The 18,954-nt window shown below is 42.6% G+C and carries 19 protein-coding genes and 1 other annotated feature; of the genes, 13 read left to right on the plus strand and 6 right to left on the minus strand.

Annotated features, from left to right (window positions below):
- Window positions 1-83 precede the first annotated feature (83 nt).
- Window positions 84-1,703 carry a citramalate synthase gene (cimA, locus tag M3180_RS19135; RefSeq protein WP_251670489.1) on the minus strand — a complete coding sequence of 540 codons (1,620 nt, stop codon included), beginning with the start codon at window positions 1,701-1,703 and terminating at the stop codon, window positions 84-86.
- 246 nt (window positions 1,704-1,949) lie between these two features.
- Here cimA and M3180_RS19140 point away from each other — a divergent pair, with 246 nt between their 5' ends.
- The 3 genes from M3180_RS19140 (at window position 1,950) to M3180_RS19150 (ending at window position 3,890) form a co-directional block, all read left to right on the plus strand.
- Entirely contained in the window at window positions 1,950-3,230 is a 1,281-nt protein-coding gene (locus M3180_RS19140; RefSeq protein WP_251670491.1) for a DNA polymerase IV, read from the plus strand.
- Window positions 3,231-3,343: 113 nt separating this feature from the next.
- Window positions 3,344-3,583 carry a ferredoxin gene (locus tag M3180_RS19145; RefSeq protein ID WP_251670492.1) on the plus strand — a complete coding sequence of 80 codons (240 nt, stop codon included), beginning with the start codon at window positions 3,344-3,346 and terminating at the stop codon, window positions 3,581-3,583.
- Between the two features lie 115 nt (window positions 3,584-3,698).
- A complete protein-coding gene (locus M3180_RS19150; protein WP_251670494.1) occupies window positions 3,699-3,890 on the plus strand; it encodes a hypothetical protein in 192 nt (63 codons plus the stop codon).
- A gap of 66 nt (window positions 3,891-3,956) precedes the next feature.
- Here the strand turns inward: M3180_RS19150 and M3180_RS19155 are convergent, their stop codons facing one another.
- Window positions 3,957-4,097, minus strand: a complete 141-nt coding sequence (locus M3180_RS19155; RefSeq protein WP_251670496.1) for a hypothetical protein — start codon at window positions 4,095-4,097, stop codon at window positions 3,957-3,959.
- 173 nt (window positions 4,098-4,270) lie between these two features.
- On the opposite strand from M3180_RS19155, the gene M3180_RS19160 reads away from it, so the two are divergent.
- On the plus strand, window positions 4,271-5,368 hold the full coding sequence (locus M3180_RS19160) for a quinone-dependent dihydroorotate dehydrogenase (protein WP_251670573.1): 1,098 nt from the start codon (window positions 4,271-4,273) through the stop codon (window positions 5,366-5,368).
- Window positions 5,369-5,391: 23 nt separating this feature from the next.
- Window positions 5,392-6,195: a GTP diphosphokinase gene (yjbM, locus tag M3180_RS19165; protein ID WP_251670497.1), complete on the plus strand. Its 804-nt coding sequence runs from the start codon at window positions 5,392-5,394 to the stop codon at window positions 6,193-6,195.
- Between the two features lie 54 nt (window positions 6,196-6,249).
- On the opposite strand, the gene M3180_RS19170 is transcribed toward yjbM, so the two are convergent.
- Together M3180_RS19170 and M3180_RS19175 are read right to left on the minus strand one after the other, a co-directional pair.
- Complete coding sequence (locus M3180_RS19170; RefSeq protein ID WP_251670499.1) at window positions 6,250-6,756, minus strand: PCYCGC domain-containing protein; 507 nt, start codon at window positions 6,754-6,756, stop codon at window positions 6,250-6,252.
- Between the two features lie 15 nt (window positions 6,757-6,771).
- Complete coding sequence (locus M3180_RS19175) at window positions 6,772-7,281, minus strand: thioredoxin family protein (protein WP_251670501.1); 510 nt, start codon at window positions 7,279-7,281, stop codon at window positions 6,772-6,774.
- Between the two features lie 112 nt (window positions 7,282-7,393).
- Here M3180_RS19175 and M3180_RS19180 point away from each other — a divergent pair, with 112 nt between their 5' ends.
- The 4 genes from M3180_RS19180 to M3180_RS19195 all read left to right on the plus strand — a co-directional run bounded on the left by M3180_RS19180 (window position 7,394) and on the right by M3180_RS19195 (window position 12,224).
- On the plus strand, window positions 7,394-8,953 hold the full coding sequence (locus M3180_RS19180; RefSeq protein WP_251670503.1) for an RsmB/NOP family class I SAM-dependent RNA methyltransferase: 1,560 nt from the start codon (window positions 7,394-7,396) through the stop codon (window positions 8,951-8,953).
- The gene (locus M3180_RS19185; protein ID WP_251670505.1) at window positions 8,954-9,700 is read left to right on the plus strand and encodes a pseudouridine synthase; all 747 of its coding nucleotides are present in this window, start codon (window positions 8,954-8,956) and stop codon (window positions 9,698-9,700) included.
- Between the two features lie 113 nt (window positions 9,701-9,813).
- Window positions 9,814-10,074 carry a hypothetical protein gene (locus tag M3180_RS19190; protein WP_349774496.1) on the plus strand — a complete coding sequence of 87 codons (261 nt, stop codon included), beginning with the start codon at window positions 9,814-9,816 and terminating at the stop codon, window positions 10,072-10,074.
- 272 nt (window positions 10,075-10,346) lie between these two features.
- Entirely contained in the window at window positions 10,347-12,224 is a 1,878-nt protein-coding gene (locus M3180_RS19195) for a sensor domain-containing diguanylate cyclase (RefSeq protein ID WP_251670507.1), read from the plus strand.
- Window positions 12,225-12,310: 86 nt separating this feature from the next.
- Here the strand turns inward: M3180_RS19195 and M3180_RS19200 are convergent, their stop codons facing one another.
- Complete coding sequence (locus M3180_RS19200) at window positions 12,311-13,723, minus strand: DEAD/DEAH box helicase (RefSeq protein WP_251670575.1); 1,413 nt, start codon at window positions 13,721-13,723, stop codon at window positions 12,311-12,313.
- 132 nt (window positions 13,724-13,855) lie between these two features.
- Between M3180_RS19200 and M3180_RS19205 the strand changes: the two genes are divergently transcribed.
- The 3 genes from M3180_RS19205 to leuS all read left to right on the plus strand — a co-directional run bounded on the left by M3180_RS19205 (window position 13,856) and on the right by leuS (window position 17,417).
- Entirely contained in the window at window positions 13,856-14,170 is a 315-nt protein-coding gene (locus M3180_RS19205; RefSeq protein ID WP_251670577.1) for a hypothetical protein, read from the plus strand.
- Between the two features lie 35 nt (window positions 14,171-14,205).
- Window positions 14,206-14,649 carry a hypothetical protein gene (locus tag M3180_RS19210; protein ID WP_251670508.1) on the plus strand — a complete coding sequence of 148 codons (444 nt, stop codon included), beginning with the start codon at window positions 14,206-14,208 and terminating at the stop codon, window positions 14,647-14,649.
- Window positions 14,650-14,696: 47 nt separating this feature from the next.
- Window positions 14,697-14,923: a binding site (T-box leader), on the plus strand.
- Between the two features lie 52 nt (window positions 14,924-14,975).
- Window positions 14,976-17,417, plus strand: a complete 2,442-nt coding sequence (leuS, locus tag M3180_RS19215; RefSeq protein WP_251670511.1) for a leucine--tRNA ligase — start codon at window positions 14,976-14,978, stop codon at window positions 17,415-17,417.
- A 49-nt stretch (window positions 17,418-17,466) separates the two neighbouring features.
- Here the strand turns inward: leuS and comER are convergent, their stop codons facing one another.
- Entirely contained in the window at window positions 17,467-18,306 is an 840-nt protein-coding gene (gene comER, locus M3180_RS19220; protein ID WP_251670513.1) for a late competence protein ComER, read from the minus strand.
- Window positions 18,307-18,410: 104 nt separating this feature from the next.
- On the opposite strand from comER, the gene M3180_RS19225 reads away from it, so the two are divergent.
- The gene (locus M3180_RS19225; protein WP_251670515.1) at window positions 18,411-18,950 is read left to right on the plus strand and encodes a ComEA family DNA-binding protein; all 540 of its coding nucleotides are present in this window, start codon (window positions 18,411-18,413) and stop codon (window positions 18,948-18,950) included.
- The last annotated feature ends 4 nt before the right edge of the window (window positions 18,951-18,954 follow it).

Raw genomic sequence — 18,954 nt, forward strand, 5'->3', positions numbered from 1 at the left:
CTGTACGGACTCTATGGTCGGTAACAGCAATCTGTAATACACGCCTTATTATTTTGCAGAAAAGCAAGTATTGCTCGACAAAGTTAAATGTTCGTTAATCCAACAAAATCTTGTGAAACTTGTGCAGGTGCATCAATATTGACCTTCTGCAAACTGAGGAGAGCGTAATGTAGGCTGTCCACAATAGCATCCCAGCTTGCGTCAATCACGTTGCCTGACAGACCGACAGTATTCCAGCTATGCTGTTTACCGGTTGATTCAACGAGCACACGTACCTTCGCGGCCGTGGCATCTGTTTCATCGATAACACGTACTTTATAGTCAGTAAGATAAACATGCTCGATATCTGGATAATGCTGAGCTAAAGCCTTGCGTAATGCAGTGTCAAGTGCGTTAACTGGCCCATTTCCTTCAGCAACCGTATAAATTTGCTTGCCATCAATATTGATCTTTACTACAGCCTCAGAGATAATCTGATCCTGCTTGCTTTCCGTATGGACTTTATAGGATTCCACCTGGAATGCCGGCTTCCAATCCCCGAAAGCTTTGCGAAGCAGAAGCTCTAGTGAAGCGTCTGCAGCTTCAAACTGATAGCCTTCATGCTCTAGCTGTTTAATATGATCCATAATTTTTTTCGTTTTTTCGTTATTCGTATTCACGTTAAGTCCAAGTGCACTAGCTTTTGAAATAATGTTGCTTTGTCCTGCAAGCTCAGATACAAGCACGCGCTGCTTATTACCGACCAGCTCAGGAACAATATGCTCATACGTCGAAGAATCCTTCATGATGGCAGATACATGGATGCCGCCTTTATGAGCAAATGCCGCATTTCCAACATAAGGCTGCCCTACTGGCATATGAACGTTAGCCACCTCACTAATGTAGCGAGCGGTATTCGTCAGCATAGCTAGTTTTTCTGGTGGCAGAACATAATGGTTCATTTTTAATTGAAGGTTAGGAATGATCGAGCATAGATTTGCGTTACCACAACGCTCGCCATACCCGTTAATCGTTCCTTGTACTTGTGTTGCACCCGCATTTACAGCAGCTAGCGTATTGGCAACCGCAAGCTCACAGTCGTTATGTGTATGAATGCCGATAGGCATGTCCAGTTCTTCCTTGACGCGATGTACAATATCCGCAATTTCATTAGGCATAGTACCGCCATTCGTATCACATAATACAAGCCAGTCCGCACCGCCTTGCTTGGCTGCATGTAAGGCTGCAAGAGCGTACTGGGGATTGTTTTTGTAGCCGTCAAAAAAATGCTCAGCATCGTACATCGCTTCAATTCCGTTACGCTTCAAAAATGCAAATGAATCTTGAATCATCGCTAAATTTTCTTCCAGCGTCGTTTGGAGAGCGATATGTACATGGAAATCCCATGCCTTACCTACAAGGGTAGCTGCTGGAACGCCTGATTCAACAATTTTTAAGAGGCTCGTATCGTGCTCAGCAACACTATTTTTCCGACGTGTGCTTCCGAATGCAGTTAGCTTAGCGTTTAGATTCAATGATTTTACACGTTGGAAAAATTCGATATCTTTACCGTTACTGCCTGGATTGCCGCCTTCAATATAGTGAACGCCTAATTGATCTAGCTTTTTGGCGATTTTTAATTTATCATCTGCGGACAGGCTGATCCCTTCTCCTTGAGTGCCGTCACGCAGCGTAGTGTCAAAAATAAAGATGTTCGATGACATAAAAAAAATGACGCCTCCTTCTCTGATAGCAAGTACACAACAAACATTATTGGTTTATTATATCACTATATAACTGTAAAGTGATAGCATCGTGTAAAAATATACGTAGCAATGTACGAATTATGCATAGGAGAATTATGCAAGTATAGCACGAGATAGGTTCATACGAACATTTGTGCTATAATTATATGAAGAGACATCAAAGTATAGACATAAATTGTTGCAAATGGTGACGAGGTGAGCGGCTTGGCAAACGTTCAAGATTACTATCCTTCGAACGGAAGGGTAATATTGCATATAGATATGAATGCCTTTTACTGTTCCGTGCATAGTGCTGATGATCCTCAGCAGTATAAAGGAAAGGCAACGGCTGTTTCCGGTAGCGTGGAGAAAAGAAAAGGAATTATCGTTACATGCTCTTACGAGGCGAGAAAGCTTGGTATTCGTACGGGGATGAATGTAAGAGAGGCTCAAAGAATTGCGCCTGATTTAATCTTTATCTCACCTAATTTTGATCTATATCGTCAATACTCGAAGCAATTTATGAAAATTGCTTATCAATATACACCAGTTATCGAGCAGGTTTCCATTGATGAGTGCTATCTCGATATAACTGGGTCTAAGATATTCGGCACGCCATTAGATATTGCTCATACAATTCAGCAGAGAATTGCTCAGGAGCTTTCATTGCCATGCTCTATTGGAATTGCACCGAATAAGCTGCTGGCAAAAATGGCATCTGATATGAAAAAACCTAACGGTATAACGGTTCTGCGAAAAAGAGATGTTCCTAAGCTACTGTGGAATAAGCCTTGTCAGGAGCTTTTCGGGATCGGTGCGAAAACGGCTGAGAAGCTTAAAAAGCTTCATATCAACACAATTGGAGAGCTTGCTGCCGCTGATGATCAGCTGCTTTTGAAGTCCTTTGGGGTGATAGGTGGGTGGATGAAGGCAGCTGCCAATGGAATCGACGATAGCGAAGTGAAATCTGAACAAGAAGCAAGTAAATCAATCGGACATACAACAACTTTACCAGTTGATCTAACGAATATCGACGATATAAATCGCGTATTACTAAACCTGTCCGATCAAACAACTCGCAGATTAAGGCGTCAGCGATTAGTTGCTTCGACCGTACAAATTACGATTCGTAGGCCAGATATGTCGACAATTACCCGTTCTTATACGATGCCTGTCCCCACGCATAATTTAGAACAAGTGTATAAGCATGCTCAGCAGCTGTTTGAAAAGCATTGGGTGATCGGCGAGCCCGTCAGATTGTTAGGCGTTACGCTTCAGAACCTAAAGGCTGAGTATGAAGCAGCGATTCAGCTTGATTTATTTAATTATGAGGAAGAGCCTAAGAAGGAAGCACTAACTAAAGTAATGGATCAGCTAAGAGATAAATTTGGTGAACATGCCGTTCTAACGGCTGGAATGTTAAGCGATGACCCTTCCAGTCTGATTCGTAATAAAAAAATACGAGGAACATCATTGGAAAAATTAGATCGGGATTATTTAGAATAAGTTGGTACGTAGTACACAATCGCCTGTATTTTGTGATATAATAACTTTTGGTATATATACAGAATTCATGGTTACATGTTTTTTTGTTGTGATAGAACTAGGAGGGAATAGCGTTGGCTAAATTTACATGGGTAGAAAAAGACACTTGCATCGCATGTGGTGCATGTGGGGCTACTGCACCAGACATCTATGACTATGATGATGAAGGGCTAGCCGAAGTGATTTTTAATGGAGATAACAATAGAGGGATTACAGAAATCCCTGAAGATATGTACGAAGATATGCAGGATGCTTGTGACGGATGTCCAACAGACTCTATCCACATTTCGGACGAACCGTTTAACGAAGAATAATAAAGCTTAAGAGGCAGTGTAGATGTTGCGTATGTTACGTCTATGCTGTTTTTTTGTTTACAAATATTGGATATTATTGTAAGCTGAAGTATGCCTGATTATCGGAGGTGGTACGTTGAGCAATTTTCGCAAGCGAGACTACATCATTTCGTTTATTATAATGCTTGGGCTTAGTTTGTTTAACATCATTGGTGGAGTAGGAAGTATAGTTGGACCTGTTGTTCTAAGTATTGTTGCTTCCTTGTTTATAAGCTTTATTGTCGGGACGTTAACGAATTTTATATTCAGGTATGACAAAAAGGAATAAGTTATAAAAAGCTGCATGACCTGTCTCTTGTTAGGGGCTGATCACGCAGCTTTCTTATGCTTAATATTATGAGAAGATAATAATGAGAGCAGCAAGGATGACGATGACAGCTCCAGCTACGCCCGCTGTCCAATATATCGCTTTTTTATTCACTTCTTCTTGTTGCTTTTGTTTCATTGTTGCTGGCTTGCGTTTTGGTGCGCTCATATTTAATCAACCTTTCTATCGCAAATTTGTCTCTATAGGCTTATTGTAATGGTTTTCCATAGGACTGGCAATATGAAGGCGCTAACATGAATGGAAGAACAATACTTTCTTTTTATGAGCAAAAACGATAAACTGAAAGATAGAGATTATTTACTTGAAACGGAGTGGACATGTTGTTATATAGAAAAATTTTAAAGCCATTTTTCTTCAAAATGGATCCAGAGAAAGCACATCATCTCGTTATCGATGGGTTATCTATGGCAGGGAAGGTTCCCGGTGGGTTGTCAGTAATGAATGGGATGTATGGAGTAAAGCCATCAGCAGAGCTTAAGGTCAAGCTATTGGATATGGAGTTTATGCATCCGATTGGTTTAGCCGCAGGCCTGGATAAGAATGGAGTGGCTACGGATGGATTTTCAAATATTGGCTTTGCATTTGTAGAAGCTGGCACAGTAACACCTAAGCCGCAGCCTGGTAATGAGCAGCCGCGGCTATTTCGCTTGCCACCAGATGAGGCATTGATTAATCGAATGGGCTTTAATAATCATGGTGCCGAGGAGATGGCAAAAGCACTGCAGCGTCGAAAGAATCGCAGTATTCCAGTAGCTGTCAACATCGGAAAAAATAAAATAACAGCTAATGAGCTTGCCTATGAGGATTATCGCTCTTGCATAAGAACATTATATGATCATGGTGATTTTTTTGTCGTCAATATAAGCTCTCCCAATACGCAAGGTCTTCGCGATCTGCAGCATGGGAATGAGCTACATAATTTGCTCGTACATGTTTGTGAAGAAATGGAAATCCAAGCGGATCAGCGTCAAGCAAAGATAAAGCCAATCTTTGTGAAGATTGCTCCTGATATGTCGGATGATCAGCTAGAGCATACCGTACAAACGATTAAAGACAGTAATATCAACGGAATTATTGCAACGAATACGACACTATCAAGGGAAGGACTATCCCATCCGAATCAAGGAGAGACAGGTGGTCTGAGCGGAGTGCCGTTGAGAGAGCGTTCTACAGAGGTCATCCGCAGCGTGTACAAGCTTACAGAAGGAAAACTTCCAATCATCGGCTCAGGTGGAATCTTTACTGCTCAAGATGCATACGATAAAATTCGAGCAGGAGCATCGATGGTTGAGGTTTATACTGCATTAATTTATAAGGGACCAGCATTGCTTCAAGAGCTTACTTCAGGATTAAAGGAATGCATGCGTAAAGACGGCTTCTCTAATATTATGGAAGCAATCGGTGCAGATCATAAATAAAGATGAATACAGGAGGCGGCCAAATGGACGGTAGAGATTGGAGTCTATTTTTGCAGCCATACGAACAGGCAGTTGAAGAGCTTAAGGTTAAATTCAAGACAATGCGAACTGAGCTTAAAAGTCGCGAAGACTATGCGCCGATTGAATTTGTTACCGGTCGAGTAAAGCGAATTTCAAGTATTTTAGATAAAGCAAAACGATTAAATGTCAGCGACGATCGATTGCATCTAGGGATCGAGGACATTGCTGGTATACGTATTATGTGTCAGTTTGTAGATGATATTTACCGAGTGGCATCTCTCATTCGTATGCGCAAGGATTTAAAGCTAGTTTATGAGAAGGATTATATAACTAATTATAAGGAAAGCGGTTATCGCAGCTATCATATGATTATTGAGTATCCTGTTCAAACCGCATTAGGTCATACATTAATTTTAGCAGAGATCCAAATTAGAACGCTGGCCATGAATTTTTGGGCAACGATTGAGCATTCGTTAAATTACAAATATAAGAAGGATTTGCCAGAGGATGTTAAGGATCGACTGCAGAAGGCAGCAGAAGCAGCGAATTTGTTAGACAATGAGATGACGACGATAAGAAAAGAAATATTAGATGCGCAAATGAAGTTTGAAGAAAACTCCAGCTGTGTGGCAACGATATTATCGGGTATTCAGAAGCTTTACTCCTTTCACCAGGTAAGGCTTGCCGCACAGTATCAAAATAAGTTCAACGAGCTGTTCGACTTGGAGGACTATGAAGCGTTAGAGCAGCTTTCATTAGAGCTAGTTGCAGATATTGCACAAGCAAGAAAAAACAATCCGCTCTAAACAAAAGCACGGGATCTCATCAGTGAGATCCCGTGCTTTAGCTTTATAGATGAATTAATGTTTAAACTGCTCGTCAATTGCAAGCTTGATTTCTTCTAGGCTGCTTCCCGAGTCAGCCATTTCTACTACAAGCTGCAGCTCTTGCTTACAGATCCCGCAGGTTGTACTGTGATCGGTCCAGGTAATTGGTCCGTCATCTGACTGCTCAACCATATAGCACCTCAGTAACGAATCATGAGGCTCGTCAATGTCGGTCCCGTCCATACATCCGCAATAGCAAGGAAGCTCGTGCATATGATGTGCATGATCTACGACTTCACCATATAGTGAAGCAGTAAGCTCTGTTTGCTGCTCTAGAAATTGAGGCAGCTCCTCGGCAGAGGCCGTCGTCTCCCACGTCTCTGAGCCTACTTGATGCACGTGAGTGGATTCCTTCTCACTCAAGCTGCAGGCAGCAAGAAATGTAATGATTGCAAAGCCAAGCAAAAATAAATACATGAGACTTGAATGCTTGGACGACTGTTGCTCATGCTGATCAGCATCAACATTCATATCGTTCATTCCCTACTCCTTTTCTTAGCCTTTGTATTTTTCAAAAAATGCTCGGAATTCTTCCAAGCTCGAACCTTGATTAGAGCCTTCTACTGTTACACCACCGACGATGCGTTCTTTCTCAACACCATCTTCGAAGTAGATTAACGTTGGTGTGAATTCCACATTATATTTCGTTTGATACTCAGGGAACTCCAGCACATTAAACTGATGCATTTCTACGCCAAGCTCATTAACAATTGGCATAATTTGTGGTGTTGTTTGTTTACAGTAGATGCATGTGGAAGAAAACATATAGACGATAAAATCTTCCTTATTTTCAACCTTTTCATCGAGCGCTGCAGGTAATATAATATTCTGGTAATTCTCGTCTTTCAAAAGTTCACGAGTAGCTGGATTCAACTCGCTTGACGGCTTGCCGTAAAGAGCATTGTCCGGTTCGAGGTTGTTGATGACGACGATACCAACGAGCAATAGAACGATGATGCCAATGTAAATAAACACCGTCTTATTTTTTTTCTTTTTTTTGTTCACAGGCTTGTTACCTCCGAATAATAGGATTATAAGTGATAAGTCTCTTACTTTTTTATATTATACACGAAAACTATAGTAGATGAAAATTTTCTACAGCTAATGGGGGTTATGCATGAAGATAGATCTGCCAGACATGTTTGTTCAAAAAATGAAGCTGCTGCTCGGTGAAGAATATGAGCAGTTTATAGCTTCCTATAATGAGCATCGCTATTACGGATTACGACTAAATGAACTGAAAATTAAAGTCTCGGAATGGGGATCGTTACCAGAGGATACGCAAACCTACCAAGCTCAGATTCCTTGGTGTGAGAGTGCCTATTACTATAATGAAGATATACGCCCAGGGAAGCATCCATATTACCATGCAGGCTTATATTACATTCAAGAGCCAAGTGCAATGGTTCCTGTAGAGCTGCTTGACGTTCAGCCAGGTCATAGAGTGCTAGATTTGTGTGCCGCTCCAGGCGGTAAATCAACACAGATCGCATCCAAGCTTCAGCAGCAAGGTACATTAGTGAGTAATGACATTGCGACAGAGCGCTTGAAGCCGTTAATTAAAAATCTTGAGCTTGCAGGGGTTCGTAATGCGGTTGTGTTGAATGAGCATCCCGCCAATATCGCTAAACGATTTATCGGCTGGTTCGATCGAATTCTCGTTGATGCACCATGCTCAGGTGAAGGAATGTTTAGAAAGCAGCCGGCAATGATTGAGGAGTGGAACTCCTATTCTGTTGAACGTTGCTCTAATATGCAACGTGAAATACTAGAAGAGCTTGCATTAATGCTTGCACCAGGTGGACGTATGGTATACTCAACCTGTACGTTCTCGCCAGAAGAGAACGAAGAGCAAATTGCACAATTCATTGCACAGCATCCTGAATTTAGTATCGTCCCAATTGAGCCGAAATTTGGATGGACCAGCGGTAAGCCACAATGGGTGTCAGCAGAGACAAAAGCAATGCTTGACGAGGAGCAGATGCAAAGCATTGCAGGGACAATTCGTTTATGGCCTCACCATATGAAGGGGGAAGGGCATTTTGTAGCCGTGTTGAGGAAACAAGGGGAACCATATATCCCACCTCAGCAAGCAGATCAGGAATTGAGCGAGCTTCGTATTGCTTGGCCTGAGCCTTTTCACAACAATGAGCACAATCGTTATCAATCGAAACCTAAAGCTAAGCAAGCGGTACAAAAACAACAGTCAAAAAAGCCAAAAACTACAGAGATAAATTTGCAAATGCTATGGCAGCAGTTTCAGCAGGATAATGTGCTGCTTACAGGGTATGAGCCCATGCGAGCGGTATTAATAGGTGATAGAGTTTTTGTACAGCCCTACGAGCTGCCTAATCTTGACGGCTTAAAGGTTGCGCGTGCAGGCTGGATGATCGGTGAGATTAAAAATAATAAATTCCTTCCCTATCATCCACTTGCAATGGGTATTCGACCAGAAGAGGCGACACGTGTGCTTTCACTCTCCCCTGATAGTGAGCTGCTGCTGCGATATCTAAGAGGCGAAACGATATTTGTTAAGGAAGAGCAGCTGCAGATTAATGGAGAACTGAAATGCAATGGCTTTGTGTTGGTTTGCGTAAATCGATTTCCAGTCGGATTCGGAAAGTACATGGATGGCATGATAAAAAATGAGCTTCCAGCAGGTTGGAGGATGATGTAATTGAGTGAGAAGCTTCGGGTGGATAAACTGCTCGCACATGCAGGGTACGGTACACGAAGTGAGATTAAGAAGGCAGTAAAGCAGGGGAGAGTACTTGTCAATGAACAGAAAATAAAGGATAGCGGGATCATCGTTAATCCAGCAGTTGACATCGTTGCCTTTGATGGTGAGATTGTTAGCTATCGTTCGGTCATTTATATTATGCTGAATAAGCCTCAAGGAGTTATTTCAGCTACGGAGGATGGACGTGAACGTACGGTCATTGATTTGCTTGATCCAGAAGATGTGCTGTTAAAGCCATTTCCTGTTGGTCGTCTTGATAAAGATACGACAGGGCTGTTGCTGCTTACGAATGATGGACAGCTGGCACATGAGCTGTTATCCCCGAAAAAGCATGTAGATAAAACGTATGAGGCTTGTGTTCTAGGAAAGGTAACGGTGGAGGATCAGCTTGCTTTTGAGCAAGGCGTTACGTTGGATGATGGCTACGTTACTCGACCAGCTAAGCTAACTATTCTATCACATGAAGAGCGTGAGGACGATGTAATCAGCTGGATAAGACTAACGATAACAGAAGGGAAATTTCATCAGGTCAAACGCATGTTTCAGAGCGTTGGCAAGAAGGTGCTAACGCTTAATCGCATATCGATGGGACCGCTTGAGCTTGACCCAGCATTAGCGCTTGGTCACTATCGTGAGCTAACTGATGAAGAAGTCGAGCTGCTTAAGCAGCATCGTGCAAAGTGATAATCTAAATTTCAGTGATCGCGATCATAGAGTCATAAATATCTAATCTGCCGCATTAATAATAGTAGAGGTATGTAATTCTAGTGAATGCACCTTAAATGCGGAGGTATATTATGGCCAAAAATAACCGAGGTAAATCATTGTACAAGCAGCCTTCAAGATCTCGCGGTACATGCCCCATCTGTTTGGCGACACGTACCAAGCTGCTCGAAACTGTTAAAAAAGCTGATGGCACGCAGCTGAGTGTATGCAAGCGCTGCAGTAACGCCTCAGCTGAGCGAATTGAGTCTGCGGTCAATACGCGCTTACCGCTTGCGTTTCGCAGGAAGCATAGGAAGGCATTCCATCAGCTGAAAGCACAGCAACTGAAGTAGCGAGCATATCTCGCACACTGAAGAAGTCCAGTCGAAATCTATAGAATTCGATTGGGCTTTTTTAATATGTTTCTAGTTTTTAATATTGTTATTTTCAGATATCGGTGTAAAATTTATGTAGCGACTACAAGAAATGATTGATTAAAATTACAACGCCTCTCGCTAAGCTTTACCTGAGTTACAAGTACAATTTTCCAGATTTTCTTCAATGATAACTATGATAGACTGTTGTATATTCAATCAAAGGGGTGGGCGAAAGAGGTGAGCGCGCAATGATCGTAAAGACTCCATGGCCTCGAAAGCTTATTAGCTTCATAATATCCATTACTTTGTTATTATTTATAATTTTGACGTTATTCACACCATTGAGTATGGCAGAAGCTCCCGATCATGAAGATCGAATTCCAGCATTATTGAATTTAAGCACGGGCTTCGAACATGAATTTTATGCTGATTTAGATGGTGAATGGTTCTTTTTTGAAGAAAAACTACTCTCGCCAACTGACGTTTATCATTACATTATAAGAGATCAGACGAGTACCGTACATATCCCTAGCTCATTTAAAAAACAGATTGGAGCTTCCGATACTTTTGGCACCTATGCAACGAGGGTCAAGATACCTGAAGAATATATCGGAAGAACACTTGCCATTCACATCCCTTTTCAATATAGCGCCTATAAGCTATTCGCGGATCGGGTTGAAATAGCTAGTAATGGTACCGTTGGCACGAATGCTTTAGAGCATCGAACAGAAATGTCACCTATGCTTGGCTACTTCGTTCCAATTACAGAAGAGATTCTGTTGACGCTACAGATATCGAGCTTTAACGATTTGCGTGGTGGCCTTGAGAATTCGATGTATATCGGTGATGCTGCAGTCGTCGGACAAAATTTCTATACCAACGTTATTTGGATGCTATTTGTCATCGGCTGTATTGTAATTATGGGAATCTTCACCATTCTTTTTGCTTGGTTTCGTAGGCAAGAAAGGGAATTTTTAATTTTTGGACTGTTTTGCATTAGTTATGCGGTTCAAGCTTTTTTTGGAGATCCATTCTTTTATACATTAACGTTGCTACGCGTTTCATTTGAGTGGGGAACAAGGCTAGAATATTTATTTGCTGAGGCAAGTCTGTTAATGCTCATTCTGTTATTCTCTCAATGGTATCCCAAGTTTTCTAAGCGAGTATTAACGAGCGTATTTGCTGTAACGGTGCTTATTATGCTATTAACGATTGTAACTAAGCCCATTATGTTTCAGCAGCTGTTTCAGTATGTTTTTTATTTGTCGTTATTTGTCGCAGCGTATGCCATCTATATCATACGAATTAGCTTTAAAGACCTAGAAATTCATGATTCACCTAATCTGATTGGACTAATTGTTGTAGCTCTTGGCTTATTAAACGATTATATGATGTCGCTTGGCTGGATACATTCTATAAAACTATCCTTGCTTGCCGTAGGCGTCTATGTTGTCGCTCAAGTGTTTATTATGAGTAAAAGCTATGCGAATAAGGTCCAAGAAACAGAGGATCTCAACAATAGTTTAACGCTAATGAATGCGACATTGGATGAGCAGGTGAATGTAAGAACAAGAGAGCTGAAGCTTGCCAATGAGCAACTGGCACACCAAGCGACCATTGATAGCTTGACGGGATTGTACAACCGGCATCGCTTTAATGCTTTTTTTCGGCAAGCGTTTCAGGAAGCACTTGATCAACGGACACCTCTATCGGTTATTGTGCTTGATCTGGATGAATTTAAGAAATATAACGATTACTACGGTCATTTACAGGGTGATAAACTCATTAAGGAAATTGTCCATATAACAAGTCAAAAGCTACCGCCAAACAGCTTATATGCTCGCTTTGGTGGAGAGGAATTTGTCGTAGTACTTCCATATACGCTGCAGGAAGAAGCCGTTAAAATTGCAGAGTGTATGAGAGCTGCTGTGGAGGATGCGAAGCTGCTTCATGAGGGGAGACAGAATGAACGCTATGCCACAATTAGCTTAGGTGTTGCGACTCTCGATCATAGGGCGCAATTTCGCTTCGAGACTGAGCTCATCGATGCAGCGGATCAGCAGCTTTATCGTGCGAAGCGGGAAGGAAGAAATCGGGCCTATGCCGTATCATATGAAATGACATGAAGAAAGGGCAGATTGAAAGCCTGAATGCTGTATCATTTACAGCTTCAAGTAAGTCCAATTTGCCCTGATGTTAATGATTTACGGTCTTATCTACGTCCTCTTCCACCGGATCGACCGGGCTTGCTTGCTTGATTTCGTGATCTACTGCTGTTGTTTGAGCGAGTCGAAGATGATTTCTTGGTTGATCTAGGTTTTATACCCTTGGCCAAATCAAGATCAGCTTGTGTAATTTCCCAAGGACTATTTTTCTTTGTCTTCGGTCTCGATTTGCCCACATCTGCTGAAGCTGGTGATGAAGATGCTCTATCCTGTCTACCTTTCGAAGGCTGCTTACGAGCAGAGTTCATGCGAGATTTTGCTGCGGATGAACTTACAGATGTCCCGTCTTGTTCCAGCTCACGTCGGACAATTCTTTGCTTAATGCTTCGTTCAATAGCTTCCAGCTTATTAGCATCTCTAGCGGTAGCAAGGGTAATCGCATAGCCAGCATGACCAGCTCGTCCAGTACGACCGATACGATGAATATAGCTTTCAGCGTCTAGCGGCATATCGTAGTTATAGACATGGGATACTCCTTCAACGTCTAGACCACGTGCAGCAACATCGGTAGCAACAAGGATCTGAAGCTTCATATCTCTAAAGCGTTTCATTACTTGCTCACGCTTAGCCTGTGTCAAGTCGCCATGGAGCTCGTCAGCATTGAAGCCTTCATCCTGCAAAGCCTCCGTTAGCTTTGAAGCACGCAGCTTCGTACGGCAGAAAATAACCGCTAAAAAAGGGTTGTTTGTGCGAAGCAGCTGAATAAGCGCACCTTGCTTTGCTCGGTCAGTTGTCATCACGACACGCTGCTTAATGTTATCAAGCGTGACTTGCTGAGACTTGATCTCAATATATTGCGGCTTGTTCATCAGCGAACCAGCGAGGTTGCGGATAGCGTCAGGCATCGTTGCCGAGAACAGCATCGATTGCTTTGCTTTAGGTGTTTGCATAAGAATCGATTCGACTTCAGGCAAAAATCCCATATGGAGCATTTGGTCGGCTTCATCTAGCACCATATGCGTTAGCTTTCCAATATTCATGCTGCCGCGTCTAAGATGGTCTAATAATCGACCAGGTGTTGCAACGACGATTTGTGGAGCGTTTTTAAGCTTCTTAACCTGCGCGATAACATCTTGTCCACCATAGCAGGCAAGAACAGATGCGTTAACTACGCTAGCTAATTTCTTTAACTCACTAGTAATTTGAATCGCGAGCTCGCGTGTCGGTGTTAAGATTAGTGCCTGTACTTGATCTTTGTCCGTTCGTACCTGCATTAAAATGGGTAAGATAAAGGCTAGAGTTTTGCCTGTACCTGTCTGAGCTTTAGCAATAAGATCTGCTCCGTTCAGCAATGCGGGTATAGCTTCTGCTTGAATCGGGGTAGGCTCGGAGATTCCATGTAGCTGCAGTTGGGTAGCAAGCTGCTCGGTTACTCCTAATTGAATAAATTTGTTTGTCATCACGATATGTCCTCATTTCTTTTCATCTGTATTAGTATACCAGTTGTAACCAATGAGTGCATCATTTGCTTTCATATGTTATGCTAAAGTATCTGTGTTATTTTTTCACTCAGCAAAATGGAGGTGTTTCTTATCGCATTCGGTATCACGCGAGCTGAATTAGAAGCTTGGAAAGCAGCTATCGACCAAGGCGAAATCGCTTTTTTAACTCATTATTGGCGAGATGCACGCTTCCCAAACAGCCGAACCGTTACGAAAGTTGGCTGTCGTGATGTCAATAAGCTTGCTTCATGGTGCATCGAGCATCATTTAGATCCTCAATATATTCATTATAGAGATAAATATCCGCATTTTGATTTACTCGGCCCTTATCAATATAAGGTTTTGCAGCAACTTGGTCTTCATGATCATATTGTACGTTTTGGACTACATAAGCAACGTCAATAAAACTACGAAACAATGAAGAAAGTGTGGTGCAGCCAATGTTCTACCGAGTGTGGCAAGTAGCTCTAGTTGCTGGACTGTCATGTGTGTGCGGCATAAATTATACATGGTATAGATGGTTCGATTATCAAATTCTTGGAATTAATAAAGGGTCGTTATATATAAGCCTGCAAGTATGGGGGTACGTGCTGTTAGCACTGGGCGTGCTTCTGGCGCTGTCCATTCCAGCTAGAAAGTTTACCAACGTTAAAATGATCGACAAGCAGCTGGAAATCGTGGTGGCCGTCGTATTCGTGCTTCAGCTGCCGATTGTAAGTCTTTGGTTTATGGCACTGTTTATGCAGGGGGGGGAAGCAGTAAGTGGTGTGCTCATTCATTTAATATTGCTTGGGCTTGCACTTAACAGCTACCTTTCAAGTTATCCTCCGAGTAAGCAGCAGGATTTACCCGATACAACTGAGGAGGCACCTCATGTCTCTTGACTTGACACTGCTTTGCAGGATTAATATAATCAATTATAAATGTAAACAGTAATGCAACGAAGAGGAATAGTATGATCGATCTCAAGCTTCAGAGAACCGGCGGTTGGTGAAAGCCGGTGCTTGAACGAGCGGAACTCGCCTTGGAGCAGTGTATGAACACCAATTATGGTAAATACACCGTATGTCTGCGATAAAGACAATAAAGTGAACAGCTCGTATAGCATACGGCTGTTAACTAGGGTGGTACCACGTGAGCAATCCTCTCGTCCCTAGCGTTAATCCGCGGGGAGAGAGGTTTTTTTGTGTACATTAAAGGAGGAGTATCAATGAGTCAAGAGCAATCAAGACATGGCTACAGTCCATTATCGATTGAACCAAAATGGCAAAAGTATTGGGATGAGAACAAAACATTTAAAACAGGCGAGGACAAAAATAAGCCGAAGTTTTACGCGCTTGATATGTTTCCTTATCCATCTGGCGCTGGCTTGCATGTCGGACATCCAGAGGGCTATACCGCAACAGATATCGTCTCGCGCTACAAACGTATGCAAGGCTATAATGTGCTCCATCCGATGGGCTGGGATGCCTTCGGTCTACCTGCGGAGCAGCATGCGCTGAATACAGGTCAGCATCCAAGAGATATTACATTTGTTAACATTGATAATTTCCGTCGTCAGATTAAGTCACTCGGCTTCTCTTACGACTGGGATCGTGAAATTAGTACGACAGATCCAGAATATTATAAATGGACGCAGTGGATTTTTATTCAGCTTTATAACAGAGGCTTAGCGTATGTTGATGAGGTGCCTGTTAACTGGTGTCCAGCGCTTGGTACCGTGCTTGCTAATGAAGAAGTTATCGATGGCCTTAGTGAGCGTGGTGGTCACCCCGTTATTCGCAAACCAATGCGTCAGTGGGTACTGAAAATTACGGAATATGCAGAGCGCTTGCTAGAAGACCTAGAGGAGCTTGATTGGTCAGAAAGCATTAAAGACATGCAGCGCAACTGGATCGGCAAATCTACCGGTGCAGAAGTAACATTCTCTATTGATGGTCATGATGAGTCGCTTGTCGTATTTACGACACGTCCGGATACTCTATTTGGAGCAACTTATTGCGTACTAGCGCCTGAGCATAGCCTTGTAGCGCAAATTACAACAGAAGAGCAAAAAGCTGTTGTAGAAGCATATCAAGAGACAGCAGCTCGTAAGTCTGATCTTGAACGTACGGATCTAGCGAAGGAAAAAACAGGTGTCTTTACTGGTGCATATGCGATTAACCCAGTTAACGGAGCTAAGCTTCCGATCTGGATTGCTGATTATGTATTAGCAGGCTACGGCACTGGTGCGATTATGGCTGTACCTGGTCACGATTCCCGTGACTATGAGTTTGCTACGCAATTTGAGCTGCCAATTATAGAGGTCGTTTCTGGTGGAGACATATCTAAGGAAGCCTACACAGGCGATGGAGCTCATGTCAACTCTGAGTTTTTGAACGGTCTTAACAATGAAGATGCTATCGCTGCGATGATTAAGCATCTAGAGGAAACAGGCAAAGGAAAAGCGAAGGTGACATATCGCTTGAGAGATTGGCTGTTTTCACGTCAACGTTATTGGGGAGAGCCAATTCCAATTCTACATCTTGAGGACGGCACAATGAAAACTGTTCCGGAGGATCAGCTTCCATTATTGCTTCCTGATGTGGATGCGATTCAGCCTTCAGGCACAGGTGAGTCACCGCTTGCTAATGTTGAGGACTGGGTGAACACCATTGATCCAGAGACAGGTATGAAGGCGCGTCGCGAGACGAATACGATGCCGCAATGGGCGGGAAGCTGCTGGTATTATCTGCGCTTTATCGATCCAAAAAATACAGAGCAGATTTGCTCACCTGAGAAACAAGCAGAATGGCTACCAGTTGATCTGTATATCGGTGGTGCTGAGCATGCGGTGCTGCATCTGTTATATGCTCGCTTCTGGCATAAAGTACTTTATGATATTGGCGTTGTAAATACAAAAGAACCATTCCAAAAGCTTGTTAACCAAGGAATGATTCTAGGTACGAACAATGAAAAAATGTCTAAATCACGTGGTAATGTCATTAACCCTGACGATATCGTAAACGAGTATGGTGCAGATACACTGCGCATTTACGAAATGTTTATGGGACCGCTTGAAGCGACGAAGCCATGGAACACGAACGGGGTAGAAGGCTCCTATCGTTTCCTAGGTCGGATCTGGAGACTATTCGTAACAGAATCTGGTGCGCTTAACCCACGTATTTCCGATACAGAGCAAGCTAGCGAAGCCTTTATGCGTACATGGCACCGTTCGATTAAGAAAATTACGGACGATGTAGAGCATCTACGATTTAATACAGCGATCAGCCAAATGATGATCTTTGTTAATGAAGCGTATAAAGCTGATGTGCTGCCTCGCAAAGCGATGGAAGACTTCGTTAAAATGATTGCGCCATTCGCACCTCATTTAGCTGAAGAACTATGGGAGCTGCTTGGACATTCAGGTACGATTACGTATCAAGCATGGCCTACGTTTGATGAAGCTTGGACTGTAGATCAGCAAGTGGAAATTGTCGTTCAAGTAAATGGTAAAATAGTAGAGCGTTTATCGATTGCTGCAGACTTAGATGAAGCAGGCATGGAAGAACAAGCGAAGCAGCTGCCTAAGGTTGCAGAGCTTATTCAAGGAAAAACTGTTCGAAAAGTTATTGCCGTAAAAGGTAAGCTTGTAAATATTGTAGCTAACTAATCAACGATAGTAAGAGATAAGAGAGGTAGCGAGCATAGCTGAAGCACAGCTATTGCTCGCGTACCTCTTCTTTCTTAAATTGAGCACTAACAACCTCAACATCTTCAAAATACTTGGCATGAGTTGTGCGAATCAGGCTATTGAATAAGCCTGTCGAGTCTTTTTTGAGCATTGCTAAAGCTTTTGCTGTTATACCTCCAGGTACTGCAACTCTTCGTTGAACCTCTTCTGGTGTCATCCCACCTTCAGTAAGCAATAAGCCAGTACCGAGCATCATATTGCTCGCAATCATCATCGCTGCATCGCGTGAGATTCCAGTTTCCTCAACGGCTGCATCAACAAATTGCTGCAGAAAGAACGACATAAACGCAGGCCCACAGCTAGATATATCTGAAACGATTCTTGTATAGCTTTCTTCAATACGGATAGGCTCGCTAATATAGGCAAGCAGCTGCTCCAGCATCGTTTGATGTGCCTCATCGATTTGTTCGCTATATATACAAAGTGTTGCTCCGCTCCACATTTTGTTCGTTATACTTGGGATTATTTTAGCAATATGACAGTTTAGCTCCTGTTCCAAATGTGACAGCTGCACAGGGCTCGTAATTGATACAATTAGCTGTTCATCTCTTACGAATGGTTTGATTTCCGAGATGACATGAGCAAACTCATGAGGCTTGATACATAAAAAAACAATATCTGCTTGCTGTACGACAGCTGTATTGGTTTGCTTAGCCTGCAGGCCAGGAAATTTGCATGCGAGCTGCTCAACCTTGGAATATGTTCGATTGCTCACACTTATCTGGTTCGGCTCCACAGCCTCAGCTATTATAAAAGCTTCTATTAATAGGCTCCCCATACTTCCTGCTCCGATAAATCCAATATTCATCACGTTCCCTCCTATTTATGAAAGTGTGAAAGCTCTATTCATCCTATCGTATTCGATACCGCTTGTTTGTTATGTCAGAAATATACAGAAAGAGGTGAGCTCTTATGTTATCTATGAACAACGATAAAGATCGGATGCGTTACATCCTAATTGGTATTTTATGCACAGGCTTTCTATGCGTGATTATTGCCCTATGTCTCCAGCTTCGAGGCGATGCCGTTGGGGAAGAAATTGCTGTTGATGAGCTTCTGCAGCAATACTGGCAAGAGCAGCAGGTAGCTACTATAGATGAGCAAGCGACAGATGTAACAGCTTCAGCTCCCGGAATAAATTCAGGTACAGAATCAGAGCTGGATAGTAGTAGTGTGAGCGTCACGGAAGCTGCAGATTCACTGAACGAAGAGAAGATAGAGTCAACTAATGCGGTCATGGCGGAAGATGATGCCGGAAAAATAGATATCAACCGTGCAACAGCAGAACAATTGCAGCAGCTGAAAGGGATTGGTCCGTCTAAAGCTAAAGCGATCATCGATGACCGAGAGCATAAGGGAAGCTTCCATTCTATCGAGGATATAAAGCGAGTGAAGGGTATTGGTGAAAAACTTTATGCAGGGATTAAAGAAAGTATTGTAGCAAATCCATAGTTGG

It is taken from the genome of Paenibacillus camelliae, assembly GCF_023715345.1.
GTDB classification, from domain to species: Bacteria; Bacillota; Bacilli; order Paenibacillales; family Paenibacillaceae; genus Pristimantibacillus; species Pristimantibacillus camelliae.